Here is a 15,354-nt window from a genome sequence, read left to right on the forward strand (position 1 = left end):
GTCTCCTGTGGGCCGGCGCGTCAAGCGCGGCGACCGCCGGTGCCCGCGGGCGGTTCCGAAATGAAGCCGACCTTGATGAAGCCTGCCTGCTGCATCTGATAGACGGTGCCGCCGATGCACTTGTAAGGCGTGTTCACGTCACCGCGAATATGCACTTCAGGAATGTCATCAGGGGTCACGTTGTTGCCCAGACGGGCGACAACACCCTTGAGGTTGTCCACGGCCCGGTCGAGCAGCTCCTGGCTGTTGACGCGGGTCAGGTTCCAGTAAACCTCGCAAGAGCCGTCGGGTGCGCCGCGCACCGCCAGGTTGATGTTTTCGGGCTTCGTCGTGGTCGGCTCGAACTCGACCTTCGGCAACTCCACATCGACCGACTGCAGCACTACGGGCACTGCGATCAGGAAGATGATGAGGAGCACCAGCATCACGTCCACCAGCGGCGTGGTGTTGATGTCCGACATCGGCCGTTCGTCACCGCCGCCGCCTACGCTCATCGCCATTTGCGCGTTCCTATCTTTGTTTCGCACCCGGTCGAGACGACCGGGTTCCGTTCCCGCCTGTGCCGCAGGGTGCGGCGGCGACGGGAACGGTCATTCCCGTTGCGGATTAGCCGCGGGTCTGCGCGCCGCCAACCTGACCGGCAGTTGCCGAAGGCTTGGCAGCAGCAGCGGCCGGCTTTGCCGTCGAAGCAGCAGCAGCAGCGGCAGCCGTCGGACGCACCGCGCCGTTCGAAGCGAGGTAGCCGAGGACGTTGGTCGAGAAAGCCGACAGGTCCTCTGCGATCGCCTTGTTGCGACGCTGCAGCCAGTTATAGGCAAGCACCGCAGGCACGGCGACGGCCAGACCCAGTGCGGTCATGATCAGTGCTTCACCGACCGGACCGGCAACCGCGTCGATCGACGCCTGACCCGACATGCCGATCTTCACCAGCGCGCGGTAGATACCGATAACGGTACCGAACAGACCGATGAACGGTGCGGTTGCGCCGACGGTCGCGAGGAACGCCAGACCACCGCCCAGCTTCGAGTTGATCGCGGCTTCCGAACGCGCGAGCGAGCCGTGCAGCCAGTCATGCGCTTCGACCGGATCGGTCAGCTTTGAGTGCTGGGCCTGTGCTTCCAGACCATCGTCAACCAGCTGACGATAAGCCGAGTTCTTTTCCAGCTTCGCTGCACCTTCGCGCAGGCTGGTCGAACGCCAGAACTCGGCGCGGACGCGCTTCGCCTGGTTCATGATCTTCTGCTGTTCGAACAGCTTGGTGAACAGGATGTAGAACGAAGCGACCGACATGATGACCATGATCGCGAAGGTACCCTGGGCGATGATGCCGCCCTGTTCCAGCGCGGCCATCAGGCCATAGGGGTTTTCGCCTTCAGCCGCGGGTGCGGCGGCAAGGATGGTGGTGAGCATGTTCAGGTGGATCCTCTAAGAAAGGTTGGGGCCGGTCCGGGTCGCGAGGACCCGAGCCAAAGAGTCGTCACTATTCGGGAAGGCGCCAAACGACACGGCGCGACTGCTTGGTCGAGATCGGGTTGCCATTCTGGTCCTGCGCAGGCGTGTAGCGCCCGCGACGGGTGATCGCCCGGCAAGCCGCGTCATCCAATGCTCGCGAGCCGCTGGATGCGGTCACGGTGCAGTTTTCGACGCGCCCGCTGGTATTGATCGTCCAGCTGATGGCGGTGGTCCCCTGCTCTTCCGCACGGATCGCGCTGGGCGGATAGTCGTCCTGCGTAATCCAGTCGGCCGGGTTGCCCCGAGCGCCTGCGGCCTTGTTCACGACCGGCGCGGGCGGCGCGGGCGGCGCCACGGGCGCGGGAGGTGCGGGCGGTGCTGCGACCGGCACTTCCACATACACCGGAGGCGGCGTCCGTACCGCCTGGACCTGAACCGGCGGCGGCGTGGTCTTGACGATCGGCGGCGGGGTCACGACCGGCGGCGGGGTCGTAGGCTGTTCCGGCGGCGGGGGCGGCGGCTCCTCAGGCGGGGGCGGCGGCTCCTCTACCACGTCGAACGTACTCATCTTTTCCTGGACCTGCTTGACATATTGAAATGCCAAGCCGGTCATGAAGGCATAGCCCAGGACCGCGTGAATCGCCACGACGACAACGATCGCGATGATCCGGCCAGAGCCTGCTTTTTGGTCAGCATAGGCCATTCAGTAACGACACTCCCTCAATTCCCGCGAGTGGGCCTTCAGCCCCGCACGTCGAACACATTGTGCCCAAAATGCGGCGGCGCGCCAAGCCCGCTGCTCCGGTGTGGCACGCGGCCTGTTCGGAGCCCGGATTGTTATCGTCGCATCCGACGTGACGCAAACGGTTTGTCGGACGCAACAAACGTATAAACGGCGTATGGCGTTTTTATTTCTGTAACCCTGGCGTCGGATCGCATACATATCGCCGCCATGAACCTGCCTCTTTTGCTAACGATAACATTCGCTTCTGCCACCCTGAATGTGGAAGGTTTCCCGCAAATCATGGCGGAAACCGGGCAGTCTGCCGCATCGACGCAACCGACCGTCCCATATGCGGTGACGGTGGACCGGGTGCTGAAGGCGCCGTTGATCATCGATGCCACCATTCGAAGCGCGGTGCGCATAAAAGGCGCCGAAGCGGCGGACGTGAGAACGAATCGTATACGCTATTATGTCGAGGCCGATGTCGTAGCGCTGATTCGCGGCCCCGGTGCGGTGCCGCCCCGGCTCGGCTGGCTGGTCGACGTGCCGGTGGATGAGCGCGGGCGGGCGCCGCAGTTGAAGCGTCAGCGCGTTATCGCCTTTGCACGTACCGTTTCGGGACGGCCCGGCCAGATCCAGCTGATCGCGCGTGATTCGCAAATTCCATGGAGCGCGGGCGACGACGCGCAGATAAAGCGGGTCGTTCGCGACGTGCTGTCACCGGAAGCGCCCCCGACGATCACCGGCATCGGCAATGTCTTCCACGTACCGGGCACTTTACCGGGTGAAGGCGAGACCCAGATATTCCTTCAAACCGAAAGCGGGGATCCCGTTTCGATCCTCGTGCTGCGGCGGCCGGGCGAAGAACGGCGCTGGGCCGTGGCACTGGGAGAGATTGTCGATGAGGCCGCCGGACCGCCCGCGCGCGACACACTTCTTTGGTATCGCCTCGCCTGTGGCCTCCCGCGCACATTGCCCGAAAGCGCAACCGCGAACGAAGAACCGGCCCGCGCGGCGCTGGCCATTGAAGATTATACCTATGTGCTGAACGCGCTGGGTCGATGCGAAAGCGCCGAGCCGGACGCCTAATCCCGTTCGAGGTGGAGGAAATCGCGGGCAAAATCGTGCAGGCCCGCGCCGCCATCCACGAACAGTGTCTGGCCGGTGCTGGCGCGCGCCTGCGCCAGATGGACGACGGCGGCGGCGACATCCTGTGGCCGTGACAGGCGCCCGAGCGGCATCGACGCCGCCAGCCGCGCCAGCTGCGCCTCGCCGTAATCGTCGGTCGGAATGGTGAGGCCCGGCGCCACGGCATTGACCCGCACCTGCGGCGCCAGCACACGGGCCAGCGTCCGCGTCGCTTCCGCCAGCGCCTGTTTCGACAGGGTGTAAGCGAGCTGGTCGGCGGGCGGGTGCGCGATCCGCTGGTCGAGGATGTTGACCACCGCCCCCTCCCCGCCGTCGCCCAGCTCGTTTGCCAGCGCGCGGGCCAACACGACCGGTGCGGCGGCATTGACGCGAAAATGGTCGATCAGCGCCAGCCCGCCGGGCAGACCCTGTTCCTCCACCTGAAAGCGCGACGCGTTGTTGACCAGCAGTGCCACGGGCCGCCCAAATGCTGCGGCGGTACGGCCGACCAGCGCGTCGGCGGCATCCAGGTCATCAAGGTCGCAGTCCAGCGTGCGATACGCTGCACCCGCCGCGTCCAGCCGCTGGATCAGCCACGGCTCAGGCACAGGCGTGCGGCTGGCATGCAGGGCAAGGTCATAACCCGCCTCGCCCAGCGCCGCCGCGATATGCGCGCCCAGCCGCCGACAGCTTCCGGTGACGAGGGCAAGGGGGCGGGCCGTCATCGGCGGTGGCGCACCATGGTGATGCCGATCCGCTCATCCGCCTCGGCAATGGCGAGCTTCACGATTTCCACCTCGACGCGCAGCACCCGCTCGTCCCCGATGAACAAGGTGTCGGCGATATGATCGGCAACTGCCTCGATCAGCGTGAAATGCACGCCCGCCGGCAGGTCGGTCGCCGCGGCCTTCAGATCGAGATAGCTTTTCGACGCCGACAGCGGCGTGTCGGGCGCGAAATGCTCGGCCATCGCCAGATCGACGGTGATCGAGATCAAAAGCGGCTGCGGCAGATGCGTCTCTTCGGAATAGACGCCGGTCAGCACGTCGACCTTCAGATCGCGCACCTGGAGCTTGAGGCTGTCGGACAAGGATGTCGCCTTGAATGAAGGGAAGGAAACGGGCGCGGCCCTAGCAAAGCCGGGGCCGCGCCGCCAGTCAGGCGCTAGCGCTGGGCCGCGCGCTCGCCGCCGCGTGCCAGCGCCTGACGTTCGCGGCATCATCGGGCACGGCGAGCTTTGCGCGAACGCCAAAGTCGATCGCGACCAGCGCAGTGATGTCGGCATAGCTGTATCGGTCGGTCGCGATCCATTCGCGTTCAGCCAGACGCGCGTCCAGATCGGCCATGAACGCGTCCCACATCACCTGTCCCCGCTCCACCAGTTCGGGCAGCTGCGGCACCGACGGCGCCGCGCCGACCAGCCCGCGTCCGGCAAAGGCCTTTACGCTGTTGCGAAAGAAATAGACCGCTGCGCCGTAACCCTCGCCCTCGACACGCCGGGTCCATTGTTCGATGCGGCCGATGTCGATCGCGCTGGTCCCGAACAGCGAGGGTTCGGGCTGCAAAGCCTCCAGATAGCGACAGATCGCCGCCGATTCGGTCAGCCGCGCTCCGTCATCGGTTTCCAGCACCGGCACCGCGCCCTGCGGATTGATCGACAGGAACGGCTCGCGCAGATGCTCCCCGGTGCGAAGGTCGATCTCCACCCGGTCGAGCGCAATTCCCTTTTCAGCGGCGAAGATGCGGACCCGGCGTGGGCTGGGCGCCGTCGGCGAATCGTAAAGGCGCATCCATTCCCCCTTGTCTTGTCACATGACAGCGTTATGGCGCGCCGCCCGTGATTGTCACGGCGAAAGGCACCCGCCAGCGTTGTTCGACCTGATCCCCATTGCCGAAATCGCCCCCGACCGCATCGAAACGCTGCTCGACGCGGCGTTCGGGACCGATCGCCATGGCCGCACCGCCTATCGCCTGCGTGACGGGGTAGCGGCGATTCCCGAACTCAGCCTGGCGGCGGTGATCGGGGCGGAACTGGTCGGCAGCATCCAGTGCTGGCCCGTCACGCTGGCCGACGACGACGGCGCGCGCGTGCCGATGGTGCTGGTGGGGCCGATTGCGGTGTCGCCGGCGCATCAGGATGTGGGCATCGGCCGGGCGCTGACCCGCGCGGCGATCGCGCGTGCGGGGCAAGGCGACATTGCCGGCGGCGATGCACTGATGCTGATCGGCGACCCCGACTATTACGGCCGCTTCTTCGGCTTTACCGCCGAGCGGACCGGCGGATGGCGCCTGCCCGGGTCGTTCGAGGCGCATCGCCTGCTGGCGCTGGGCGATGCGGTGCCGGATCAGGCGGGCGACGTTCGGCCACGGATCAGCGCCGACGCCGCCTGAAACTGCGCGCGGCGATCACGCCGCCAATAGCCAGCAGGACCAGCGGCGCGATCCACAGCGGCGCCGTCGCGGCACTGAGCGGGGGGTCATAGCTGACATAATCGCCATAGCGTTCGATCAGCCAGTCGCGCACCGCGGTGGCATCCTCCCCCTTCGCGATCCGTTCGCGGACCAGCGCACGCATGTCGCCCGCCATTTCGGCGTCGGAGTCGGCAATCGCCTGTCCCTGGCACACGATGCAGCGCAGCGTCGCCATCAGCGCTTTCGCCTCCCGCTCCTGTTCGGGGTCGGGGAGCTGGGTATCGGCCAGCGCCGCGGGCGGGCGGTTCGACTGGGCCAGCACCGGCGCGGTGACAAGAAAAAGGAGCAGGATCAGCCACTTCACCGCGCATCCTCCAGCGCCTTGAGAATGACGGGCACGTCGCTGGCGTTGATCGGGCCGATATGCTGGTGGGCGATGCGGCCCTGCGCGTCGATCACGAACGTCTCCGGTACGCCTGACGAGCCGAGCGACAGCTGCACCCGGCTCTGCGGATCGTCGCCGATCCGGGCATAGGGATCGCCATGATCCGACAGGAAACGCTGCACCGCAGGGCCGGTGTCGCGGATGGCGATGGCGTCGATGGCCACGCCCTGCTGCTTCAGCTGCATCAGCTGCGGCGCTTCCGCGATGCACGGAATGCACCAGCTGCCGAACACGTTCAGCAGACGCGGGGCCCCGCCGGTCATGTCCGCGCGCGTCAGGCCGGGCTTGCCGTCCACCATGGCGGGCAGATTGAAATCGGGCAGCGGCTTGCCGACCAATGCCGATCGGATCGTCGAATTATCGGGCCGGAACAGGCCGTAAAGCGCCACCGCCGCCAGCGCGGCAAAGGCGACCAGCGGCAGCCAGATCAGCAACCGCTTCATGCCGCCACCTTTTGCCGCCGCTCACGCCGGACGCGGCCGATCAGGCTGAGCAAGCCGCCCAGCGCAATCAGCCCGCCGCCAGCCCAGATCAACGTCACGAACGGTTTCCACCATAGTCGCAATTGCCAGCGCCCCTGCCCGTCGGCCTGACCCAGCACGGTATAAAGCTGTCCGTCCGCGACGGTCAGGATCGCCGCCTCGCTCGTCACGGTCGGCGGGTCGGCAAAGAAGCGGCTTTGCGGCTGCATCCAGAACGGCGCGCCACCGCCCCGGCTGACACGCAGCGCCCCTTCGATCGCGGACCAGTTCGGCCCCATGGCAGGACGGATGCCGCGCATCTCCACACGGTACGGCCCGACATCGAACGCATCGCCCACGCGCGCGGCGACCAGCCGCTCGACGGTGAAGGCCCGCTCGCTCGCCATCCCCGCGACACTGACCGCGACCCCCAGATGCGCGACGACCATGCCCCAGGTGAACAGCGGCGTGCGCAGCAGGTTACGCTTCCACAGCGGCGCGACACTGGCCACCGCCAGCCCGGCGGCAAGGCCAAGGCCCAGAATGGCAAACGCACCCGCATCGGCGGCGAAGAACAGGAAAAGGGCGGCCGTAAGCAGCGCGACGGCGGTGGGCACGGCTACGCGGCGGGCCAGCGCCGGCCCCTCGTCGCGGCGCCAGCGGATCATGGGACCAACGGCCATGCCGATCATCAGCGCCAGCGCGATCGGAACCGTCGTCTTTTCAAAAAAGGGCGGGCCGACCGACAATTGCGTGCCCATCGCCTGCGCGACGATCGGGTACAGCGTGCCGATCAGGACGATGCCCAGAATGACCGATAATAAAAGGTTGTTCAGCACCAACCCGCCTTCGCGGCTGATCGGCTCGAACGTGGAGCCTTGCTTGACCGTCCCGATGCGCGCGCCGAACAACGCCAGCGCGCCGCCGATATAAAGGATCAACAGCGCCAGGATGAAGCTGCCGCGCGTGGGATCGACGGCGAATGCGTGAACGCTGGTCAGCACGCCCGACCGGACCAGAAAAGTGCCGACCATCGACATGCTGAACGCAACGACCGCCAGCATCACCGTCCATGCGCGAAGGCCATCGCGCGTCGCCAGCACCGTCACCGAATGCAACAGCGCCGTCGCCGCCAGCCACGGCATCAGCGAAGCATTCTCGACCGGGTCCCAGAACCACCAGCCGCCCCAGCCCAGCTCATAATAGGCCCAGTAGCTGCCCGCCGTGATGCCGATGGTCAGGAAAATCCACGCCCCCAGTACCCATGGCCGCATCGCGCGGGCGAATGCCGCGCCTACATCGCGCGTCACCAGCGCACCGACGGCAAAGCTGAACGCCACCGACAGTCCGACATAGCCGAGGTACAGCGTCGGCGGGTGGAAGGCGAGGCCGGGGTCCTGCAACAACGGGTTCAGCCCGTTGCCGTTGGCCGGTGCCGGGCTGAGCCGGGCAAAGGGGTTGGAAGCGAACAGCAGAAACGTGTAAAAGCCAAGCGCGATCATCGCCTGCGCGCCCAGCGTCGCGATCAGCGTGCTCGTCTCAAGCCGCCGCTCGATCAAAGCGATGGCTGCCCCCGCCAGGCTCAGCACCGTGACCCACAGCAGCATCGAGCCTTCGTGATTTCCCCAAGCGCCGGCGATCTTGTAGATCATCGGCTTGGCAGAATGGCTGTTCTGCGCGACCAGCAGCACCGACATGTCGGATCGCATGAACAAAAGGATCAGCAACGCGAAGGCCATTACGGCCAGCAACCCCTGCGCGACCGCCGCCGGGCGGACACCGGCCATCAACTGTGCGGCGGCATCATGTCCGCGCGTGACCAGTCCCGCCACGGAAAGCCCCAGTTGCAGCAGCGCCAGCGCCGCGGCGAGCCACAGCGCGGCCAGACCGGCTTCGGCGATCATTGCTCCAGCGTCTCGGCAGCGGCCATTCGCCCCGCCATTTCGGGGGGCATGTAACGCTCGTCATGCTTGGCGAGCAGATTGTCGGCGGCAAAGCTGCCGTCGGCGCGGAATTGCCCTTCGGCCACGACGCCCGATCCTTCCTTGAACAAATCGGGGGTGATGCCGCTGAACGTCACGGGCACGGTGGCCTTTCCGTCAGTCACGGTGAAGGCGATGGTCACGCCGTCGCCCTGCCGCTTGATCGACCCTTTCTCGACCATGCCGCCCAGTCGTACCGCACGGCCGGTCGGCGGCGCCTTGCCCGCCACATCGGCGGGGGCGTAGAAAAATGCCGCTTCGTCCTGCAACGCCGACAGGGCCAGCGCGCTGGCACCCATGACGGCGGCCAGACCCAGCGCGACCAGCGCGAGCCGTTGATGCTTTGCCTTCATTTGCGGCGCAGCGCCTCTGCCGCGCGTTCGGCCCGGCGCATCGACCACCAGCTATGGCCAAGGATGCCCACCGTCGCCAGCGCGGTGACGCCGTACGCCGCCCAGACAAATGCCCATTGGTTCATGCCGCCGCCATCCGGCGCATCCGCGCCTCCACCTTACCTGCCGCCAGCAGCGCGCGCATACGCATCAGCACGATTCCCATAAACAGCAATGTAAAGCCCGCCAGCGTCAGCGGCAGCGGCCAGAGGATGGAATTGTCGATCGTCGATTTGGTCAGGGTCAGGCTCTGCCCCTGATGCAGCGTGTTCCACCACACAACCGAATAGCGGATGATCGGCAACAACACCGTGCCCGCCACCCCGAACAGCGCCGGGATACGCCCGTCGCCGCCCCGCTGCGCGTCCGCACGGGTCAGCGCGATATAGGCGAGATAGACGAAGAACAGCAGCAGCATCGACGTCAGCCGCCCGTCCCATTGCCACCACGTCCCCCAGGTGGGCCGCCCCCAGATCGAGCCGGTCATCAGGCACACCGCCGCGAACAACGCCCCCGGCACCGCACATGCGCGCGCCGACAGCGCCGCCAGCGGATGGCGCCACACCAGATAGGCAATGCTTCCGATGGCGATGCCCGACCAGCCGCCCATGCCCAGCCATGCGGCAGGTACATGCAAATAGATGATGCGGACGGTATCGCCCTGAAGATAATCGGGCGGAGTCAGCATCAGCCCCGCCCACGCGCCCACACCGACCAGCAACAGCCCCGCCACCAGCAACAGCGGGGTCAGCGGCCGTGCGATCTTAAGGAAACGGGCGGGATTGGCGTAAGCGTGCAACACGATGGCGCTTTCTTAATCCGAGCCGCAGCGAAACGCCACTGTTCGAAAGGCCGGTTTGCGCGTTGCCCCCTCCCCGCCCCGCCGCTACACGTCGCGCCATGCTCAAGCTCATTCTCGGCAACAAGGCCTATAGCTCCTGGTCGCTTCGCGGCTGGCTGGCGGCCAAACATTCGGGCCTTCCGTTCGAGGAAGTCGTCGTGCCGCTGTACGACGCCGAATGGGAAGCGCGGCGAGAGGGCGACGAATTCGCGCCGTCATCGGGCAAGGTGCCGATCCTGTGGGACGGCGACGATGTGGTCGTTTGGGACAGCCTGGCCATCATCGAGTTCTTCAACGAGAAGACCGGCGACGACCGCTACTGGCCGACGAACCCGGCCGCACGCGCGATGGCACGGTCGATGGCGGCGGAAATGCACTCCAGCTATGCCGCGCTGCGCCGCAAGCATCCGATGAACGTGCGCCAGGTCTATGAAGCGTCGCGGCCCGACGACGATGTGCTGATCGACCTGACCCGGATCATGGAATTATGGGCTCAGGCCCGCGCGCGTTTCGGCGGCGACGGCGATTTCCTGTTCGGCCAGTGGAGCGCCGTCGACATGATGTTCGCGCCCGTCGTCACGCGCATCATCACCTATTCGCTTCCCGTCGCCCGCTTTGCCACCGGCTATATCGAAGCGGTGATCGCCCACCCGCACATGCAGGACTGGATCGCCGGCGCACAGGAAGAAGACTGGGTGCTGGAGCAATATGAGCGCGAACCGCTGAGCGCCTGACCCTATTCGAACGGCGTCTTATCGCGATGGGCAAAGCGGGTGCCGTCGAACAGGTGCGGGTCGATGTCGGGATAGTGGCAATCGCTGTCCGACGGGCGGCCGATGGCGAGATAGACGCAATCGGCCTCGCTGCGGTTTTGCAGGACATGGCCGTTCGCCACCCCTTTCGGAAAGGCGGCGATGTCGCCGGGGCGCAGGATCGTCTCCCCGTCCTCCTCCACCAGCACTGCTTCGCCCGCCAGCATGACGACCAGTTCGTCCTCCCCCTCATGCCAGTGGCGATGGGCGGACCAGGCGCCGGGGCGCAGCACGACGTGGCTCGCGCCGAAATCGCTCAGCCCTGCGACGGGCGCGAGGCGACGATAGAGGCGCCCCTGCACCACGTCAGCATATTCAGGGGGATAGCCGGTGCGGTTATCCTGCGGGATTGCGTCCAGGTCCAGCTTGGGCAATGCGACCTCCCATGAATGATATCGCTGCCACCCTGCCCCAGCCCGCCGCGTTGACCAAGGCCCTGATTGCCGCCGAAAGCGTGACGCCCGCGCGCGGGATCGTGTTCGACGTGCTGGAGGCGATGCTGATCCCGCTGGGCTTTGCTGTCGACCGCTTCGTGGTCGGCGAAGCACCTGACGGGCCGGTCGAGAACATGCTGGCGGTGCGCGGATCGGGCGGACCGCACTTCGCCTTTGCCGGGCATGTCGATGTCGTGCCCGCCGGCAGCGGGTGGAGCGCGGGGCCGTTCGACCCGGTGGTCCGCGGCGACATGCTGTACGGGCGCGGCGCGGTCGACATGAAGGGTGCGATCGGCGCGTTCGTGGCCGCCGCCGCCACCATCCAGCCGCGCGGCACGCTGAGCCTGATCATCACCGGCGATGAGGAAGGCCCGGCGGTTTACGGCACCCGTGCGCTGATCGACCGGATGGCGGCGCGCGACCTGAAGCCCGACCTGTGCCTGGTGGGGGAGCCGACATCGGTCAACCGGCTGGGCGACATGATCAAGATCGGGCGGCGCGGGTCAGTCAATATCTGGATCGACGTGCCGGGGCGGCAGGGGCATGTCGCCTATCCCCATCTGGCCGATAACCCGATCCCCCGGTTGATTGCCGCGCTGTCGGAAATCGACGGCATCGTTCTGGATGAAGGGACCGACTGGTTTCAACCGTCGAATATCGAGGTCACCGACCTGCATGTCGGCAATGGCGCGACCAACATCATCCCCGCCATGGCATCGGCGCGGCTGAGCATTCGCTTCAACGACATGCATCGCGGGGCGGAACTCGGCGCGCGGATTGCGGGCGTGGTGCACCGCCATGCCCCCGAAGCAACCGTGCGGCCCGTGGTGTCGGGGGAAGCGTTCCTGACCGAACCCGGCGCCTTTTCAACGATGATCGGCGATGCGATCGAAGCAGCAACCGGCCTGCGCCCCGAATTGTCGACCAGCGGCGGTACATCCGACGCGCGTTTCCTCTCACGGCTGTGCCCGGTGGTGGAGTTCGGCCTGCTGAACGCGACGATGCACAAGGGGGACGAGGCAGTGGCGATTGCCGATCTGATCAAGCTCGCCGAAATCTATCGCGACATCATCCGCCGCGCGCTCGCCTGAACACGATATACAGCGCGCCCGTCCCGCCATGGCGCGGATGCGCCTGACGGATGGCGGCGATGCGCTCGGCATGGCGCGACGCGGCGATCCAGTCGGCCACGGCCGCGCGAATGGCGCCGCGCGCATAGGGGCGTTCCGCCTCTGGCCGGGGCGGCTTGCCGGTGACGAGCAGCAGCACCCGGTCGCCGCGCGCGATGGCGCGGCTCAACCCGGCATCCAGCATCGCATGCGCGCTGGTCAGAGTATGGCCGTGCAGGTCGAGACTGGCCTCTGGCGCGACCAACCCGCGCGACAGCCGCTTCTCCCACCCGCCATCCAGATCGACGCCGATGGGGCGCAGTGCCGGCTTTGGCAGCGCCTTTGCGCGCGGCAGCGGCGGCACGGCGCGTGACGGTTTCGCAGGGGCGGCGGCGGGCGGCGCGGCGACGGGCGCGGGCGGCGGCGCGGGGCGGCTGCGTCCCGGCAGCGGCTGCACCGTCGCGACCACCCGCGCCCACAGCGCGGCTTCTTCAGGGCCGAGCCGGCGCCCGGCCATTGGCAGTCGTGGAAAGCCGCGCCAGCGTCCCGCGCGGGACCAGCAGAAATGCGGTGCCGCGCGCGCTCATGCCCCCGGCGATGGCACGCGCATCATCGCCCGCCCCCCAGAAGGTGTCGAATCGGTTGGCGCCCTTGATCGCGCCGCCGGTATCCTGGGCGATCCAGATGCCATTGGCGTCGGCACGGTCCATCGACAGAAAGACTGGCGCGCCCAGGGGCACGAAGCGCGGATCGGCGGCGACGCTGGTCTGGCCCACGACCGGCACGCCCATCGCGCCCAGTGGGCCCGGCCCGGTCAGCTCGCGGAAAAAGACCACGCTCTTGTTCTCGCGCATGATCGCCCGCCCCTCTTCCGGGTGCGCGCGCAGCCACGCCATGATGCCCTGCATCGACGCCTGGCCCGGCGCCAGCAGGCCGCGGTCGCGCATCAGCGCGCCGATGCCGGTATAGGCGCGGCCATTCTGCCCCGCATAACCGATCCGCATCACCCCGCCATCGGGCAGGCGCAGACGGCCCGAACCCTGAACCTGAAGGAAGAACAGCTCGATCGGATCGGCGGCATAGGCGATTTCCAGCCCACGCCCGGCCAGCGCGCCTTGCTCGATCGCGGCGCGGTCGGGATAGGGGACGAAACGCCGCCCCTCCACCCGGCCCCGGATCTTGCGACCTGCCAGATCGCTGGCAAAGGGGGTCAGGTCGACTTCGACCAGATCGTCGGGCAGGCCATAGACCGGCACCTCATATCCCGGCCGCCGCGTCCGGCTGCCCGCAATTTCGGGCTCGTAATAGCCGGTGGCGAACGCCTTTCCTTCACCGATCTGGATCGTTTCGAACTGATCGCGAAAGAAGCGCGCGGCGTCATCGGCTCCGGCCGCAGCGGCGCAGGCGGGCGCCCAGTCGGCGCCGCGCGTCAACCCGGTGGCGTCAGTACGCCGCTGCAGCGAGGGGCAGCTGGTGCGAAACGCTGCCAGCGCCCGCTCAGCCGCGGCGGGTTCGATGGGCAAGGCGGTGATGGACGGTCCGGCGACCCATCCGGCTGCAATCGCGCTCGTCGCATCGGCGGGCGGCGCAACAACGGCGACAGGCGCGATCGGGGTGGCGGGCGCTCCCACCTTTACGCCCGGCATCGTCGGCGCGGTGGTGGACGGGGCGGCGCGCTGTGGCGGCGGGGCGCCCCGGTCGACGCCCGCAGGCACGATCGTACTCGAACAGGCGCCCGTCAGCAGCGCCAGCGCCAAACCGCCAAAGCGGCGCCCCACGGTCCCGCGCATCAACGGCCCCTTACGCTTCGTCGGTTTCGGCGAGCTTCCAGTTCGGATCGTCGCTGCGCAGACGGCGCGAGAAGGTCCAGACATCGTGCGTCTCGACCGCGTCGCTGAGCGAACCGGCAATGACGTTGCCGTCGGCATCACGTGTGACCGCCGCGATATCCGCGTCGAAACGAACGGCAATGCGGGCCACTGCGCCTTCGAGCGAAGCATCGACGATCGTCGCGCGCTCAATGGCGACCAGCCGGTTTTCCAGCGTGTGGCCGGCAGCCTCCCGCTCGTCGATGGCGCTTTCGAATGCGGCCTTCACATCGTCTTCGGCCAGCCATGCCAGCGTTTCGCGGTCGCCCTTCCAGAATGCTTCCAGGATCATGCGATACGCGCTTTTGGCGCCGTCGACGAACTGGGCGACGTCGAAGCTGGAGTCGGCGGCGATCAGCGCGCGCACGCCGCCTTCCGCCTTGCTGTCGATGGCGCGCATCTGCGGCTCGCGCGCTTCGGCGGGCATGTCGATCGTCCGCGCCTGTGGCCGCGCGACGGCGGCCCCATCTTCCGCCGCGCGAGGCAACGGTTGATGATGGCCGGTGCGCTTACCGAGCACCGAATAAAGCCGCAGCGCCAGAAAGGCCGCGATCATCGCAAGAACTATGACGTAGAGCACCGGACCTCCGCTGGTTCATCACCGAACATAGGCGTGCCGTGCCATTCTTTCAAATGCCCTGCGAAACAGGATGGCCGGTCGTTGAACTGACACGCCGCCGCTGCTAGTCGCCGCGGTTCATCGGGCAGCGGCCCTGCCCTGCCCCACCCGATTTCGACGAGGACGACATGGACGCAAACGAACAGGGCTTCGACATGGGCGCCGCACCCAATGGCGAGGATACGGCACCGGCCGCCAACGTGCTTTCGCAATATGTGAAGGACCTGTCGTTCGAGAACCCGAACGCACCCGCCATCTATCAGTCGCAGGGCGCGCCCAAGCTGGACGTTCAGTTCAACATCGGCGCCGCGCAGGTCGGCGAGGATGTGCACGAAGTCGTACTGAAGGTCGAAGCGCGCGGCGAGATCGACGGTCGCGTCATGTATCTGTGCGAACTGAGCTATGCCGGGCTGTTCGGCCTGCGCAACATCCCGGCAGAGCATCTGCAGCCGTTCCTGCTGGGTGAAGCGCCGCGCATCCTGTTCCCCTTCGCGCGCCGCGTGCTGGCCGATGCGGTCCGCGACGGTGGTTTCCCGCCGCTGCTGCTTGAGCCGATCGACTTCAACGCGCTGTATTTCGCCCAATCGGCGGCCGCCGCCGAACAGGGTCAGATCAGCGGCGACATCGGCAACGCCTGAACCCACGTCCGTGACCGGGCGCGCGGGCGCATGACAG

The 15,354-nt window shown here is 67.1% G+C and carries 21 protein-coding genes; 5 read left to right on the forward strand and 16 right to left on the reverse strand.

Features of this window, described 5'->3' with window-relative positions:
• Positions 1-20 precede the first annotated feature (20 nt).
• The 3 genes from ACAX61_RS02660 to ACAX61_RS02670 form a co-directional block, all read right to left on the reverse strand.
• The gene (locus tag ACAX61_RS02660) at positions 21-500 is read right to left on the reverse strand and encodes an ExbD/TolR family protein (RefSeq protein ID WP_370713270.1); all 480 of its coding nucleotides are present in this window, start codon (positions 498-500) and stop codon (positions 21-23) included.
• Positions 501-606: 106 nt separating this feature from the next.
• A complete protein-coding gene (locus ACAX61_RS02665) occupies positions 607-1,410 on the reverse strand; it encodes a MotA/TolQ/ExbB proton channel family protein (protein ID WP_370713271.1) in 804 nt (267 codons plus the stop codon).
• A gap of 70 nt (positions 1,411-1,480) precedes the next feature.
• Positions 1,481-2,155, reverse strand: coding sequence for an energy transducer TonB (locus ACAX61_RS02670; RefSeq protein ID WP_370713272.1), 675 nt, complete (start codon positions 2,153-2,155; stop codon positions 1,481-1,483).
• Between the two features lie 321 nt (positions 2,156-2,476).
• On the opposite strand from ACAX61_RS02670, the gene ACAX61_RS02675 reads away from it, so the two are divergent.
• On the forward strand, positions 2,477-3,265 hold the full coding sequence (locus ACAX61_RS02675; RefSeq protein ID WP_370713273.1) for a hypothetical protein: 789 nt from the start codon (positions 2,477-2,479) through the stop codon (positions 3,263-3,265).
• Here the strand turns inward: ACAX61_RS02675 and ACAX61_RS02680 are convergent.
• The 3 genes from ACAX61_RS02680 to ACAX61_RS02690 all read right to left on the reverse strand — a co-directional run bounded on the left by ACAX61_RS02680 (position 3,262) and on the right by ACAX61_RS02690 (position 5,094).
• Complete coding sequence (locus ACAX61_RS02680; RefSeq protein WP_370713274.1) at positions 3,262-4,029, reverse strand: SDR family oxidoreductase; 768 nt, start codon at positions 4,027-4,029, stop codon at positions 3,262-3,264. The two genes, ACAX61_RS02675 and ACAX61_RS02680, sit on opposite strands and share 4 nt — an antisense overlap.
• A complete protein-coding gene (locus tag ACAX61_RS02685) occupies positions 4,026-4,394 on the reverse strand; it encodes a dihydroneopterin aldolase (RefSeq protein WP_370713275.1) in 369 nt (122 codons plus the stop codon). Before ACAX61_RS02685 ends, ACAX61_RS02680 begins: the two co-directional genes overlap by 4 nt.
• A 67-nt stretch (positions 4,395-4,461) precedes the next feature.
• Positions 4,462-5,094, reverse strand: coding sequence for a glutathione S-transferase family protein (locus tag ACAX61_RS02690; protein WP_370713276.1), 633 nt, complete (start codon positions 5,092-5,094; stop codon positions 4,462-4,464).
• Between the two features lie 79 nt (positions 5,095-5,173).
• Between ACAX61_RS02690 and ACAX61_RS02695 the strand changes: the two genes are divergently transcribed.
• On the forward strand, positions 5,174-5,695 hold the full coding sequence (locus ACAX61_RS02695) for a GNAT family N-acetyltransferase (RefSeq protein WP_370713277.1): 522 nt from the start codon (positions 5,174-5,176) through the stop codon (positions 5,693-5,695).
• Here the strand turns inward: ACAX61_RS02695 and ACAX61_RS02700 are convergent.
• The 6 genes from ACAX61_RS02700 to ccmC are packed head-to-tail and all read right to left on the reverse strand — an operon-like array spanning position 5,676 to position 9,798.
• Positions 5,676-6,080 carry a cytochrome c-type biogenesis protein gene (locus ACAX61_RS02700; protein WP_370713278.1) on the reverse strand — a complete coding sequence of 135 codons (405 nt, stop codon included), beginning with the start codon at positions 6,078-6,080 and terminating at the stop codon, positions 5,676-5,678. The two genes, ACAX61_RS02695 and ACAX61_RS02700, sit on opposite strands and share 20 nt — an antisense overlap.
• Positions 6,077-6,604 carry a DsbE family thiol:disulfide interchange protein gene (locus ACAX61_RS02705; protein ID WP_370713279.1) on the reverse strand — a complete coding sequence of 176 codons (528 nt, stop codon included), beginning with the start codon at positions 6,602-6,604 and terminating at the stop codon, positions 6,077-6,079. Before ACAX61_RS02705 ends, ACAX61_RS02700 begins: the two co-directional genes overlap by 4 nt.
• The gene (locus ACAX61_RS02710; RefSeq protein WP_370713280.1) at positions 6,601-8,526 is read right to left on the reverse strand and encodes a heme lyase CcmF/NrfE family subunit; all 1,926 of its coding nucleotides are present in this window, start codon (positions 8,524-8,526) and stop codon (positions 6,601-6,603) included. Before ACAX61_RS02710 ends, ACAX61_RS02705 begins: the two co-directional genes overlap by 4 nt.
• Positions 8,523-8,957 carry a cytochrome c maturation protein CcmE gene (gene ccmE / locus ACAX61_RS02715; protein WP_370713281.1) on the reverse strand — a complete coding sequence of 145 codons (435 nt, stop codon included), beginning with the start codon at positions 8,955-8,957 and terminating at the stop codon, positions 8,523-8,525. The genes ACAX61_RS02710 and ccmE overlap by 4 nt, the downstream gene beginning before the upstream one ends.
• Positions 8,954-9,082, reverse strand: a complete 129-nt coding sequence (ccmD, locus tag ACAX61_RS02720; protein ID WP_370713282.1) for a heme exporter protein CcmD — start codon at positions 9,080-9,082, stop codon at positions 8,954-8,956. The genes ccmE and ccmD overlap by 4 nt, the downstream gene beginning before the upstream one ends.
• On the reverse strand, positions 9,079-9,798 hold the full coding sequence (ccmC, locus tag ACAX61_RS02725; RefSeq protein ID WP_370713283.1) for a heme ABC transporter permease CcmC: 720 nt from the start codon (positions 9,796-9,798) through the stop codon (positions 9,079-9,081). The genes ccmD and ccmC overlap by 4 nt, the downstream gene beginning before the upstream one ends.
• A gap of 98 nt (positions 9,799-9,896) precedes the next feature.
• Here ccmC and ACAX61_RS02730 point away from each other — a divergent pair, with 98 nt between their 5' ends.
• Complete coding sequence (locus ACAX61_RS02730; protein ID WP_370713284.1) at positions 9,897-10,571, forward strand: glutathione S-transferase family protein; 675 nt, start codon at positions 9,897-9,899, stop codon at positions 10,569-10,571.
• Positions 10,572-10,573: 2 nt separating this feature from the next.
• On the opposite strand, the gene ACAX61_RS02735 is transcribed toward ACAX61_RS02730, so the two are convergent.
• Positions 10,574-11,023 (reverse strand): cupin domain-containing protein, encoded by a 450-nt coding sequence (locus ACAX61_RS02735; RefSeq protein WP_370713285.1) that lies wholly within the window; start codon positions 11,021-11,023, stop codon positions 10,574-10,576.
• A gap of 11 nt (positions 11,024-11,034) precedes the next feature.
• Here ACAX61_RS02735 and dapE point away from each other — a divergent pair, with 11 nt between their 5' ends.
• Positions 11,035-12,174 (forward strand): succinyl-diaminopimelate desuccinylase, encoded by a 1,140-nt coding sequence (gene dapE / locus ACAX61_RS02740; protein ID WP_370713286.1) that lies wholly within the window; start codon positions 11,035-11,037, stop codon positions 12,172-12,174.
• On the opposite strand, the gene ACAX61_RS02745 is transcribed toward dapE, so the two are convergent.
• Genes ACAX61_RS02745 through ACAX61_RS02755 form a run of 3 tightly spaced genes read right to left on the reverse strand, consistent with a single transcriptional unit; the run spans position 12,152 to position 14,616 of the window.
• A complete protein-coding gene (locus ACAX61_RS02745; RefSeq protein ID WP_370713287.1) occupies positions 12,152-12,709 on the reverse strand; it encodes a Smr/MutS family protein in 558 nt (185 codons plus the stop codon). The two genes, dapE and ACAX61_RS02745, sit on opposite strands and share 23 nt — an antisense overlap.
• On the reverse strand, positions 12,684-13,982 hold the full coding sequence (gene mltA, locus ACAX61_RS02750) for a murein transglycosylase A (protein ID WP_370713288.1): 1,299 nt from the start codon (positions 13,980-13,982) through the stop codon (positions 12,684-12,686). The genes ACAX61_RS02745 and mltA overlap by 26 nt, the downstream gene beginning before the upstream one ends.
• A gap of 10 nt (positions 13,983-13,992) precedes the next feature.
• Positions 13,993-14,616: a Tim44/TimA family putative adaptor protein gene (locus ACAX61_RS02755; protein ID WP_370714884.1), complete on the reverse strand. Its 624-nt coding sequence runs from the start codon at positions 14,614-14,616 to the stop codon at positions 13,993-13,995.
• Between the two features lie 191 nt (positions 14,617-14,807).
• On the opposite strand from ACAX61_RS02755, the gene secB reads away from it, so the two are divergent.
• Positions 14,808-15,317 (forward strand): protein-export chaperone SecB, encoded by a 510-nt coding sequence (gene secB, locus ACAX61_RS02760; RefSeq protein WP_370713289.1) that lies wholly within the window; start codon positions 14,808-14,810, stop codon positions 15,315-15,317.
• Positions 15,318-15,354 lie beyond the last annotated feature (37 nt).

The sequence above is a fragment of the Sphingomonas sp. IW22 genome, assembly GCF_041321155.1.
Classification (GTDB): Bacteria; Pseudomonadota; Alphaproteobacteria; order Sphingomonadales; family Sphingomonadaceae; genus Sphingomonas.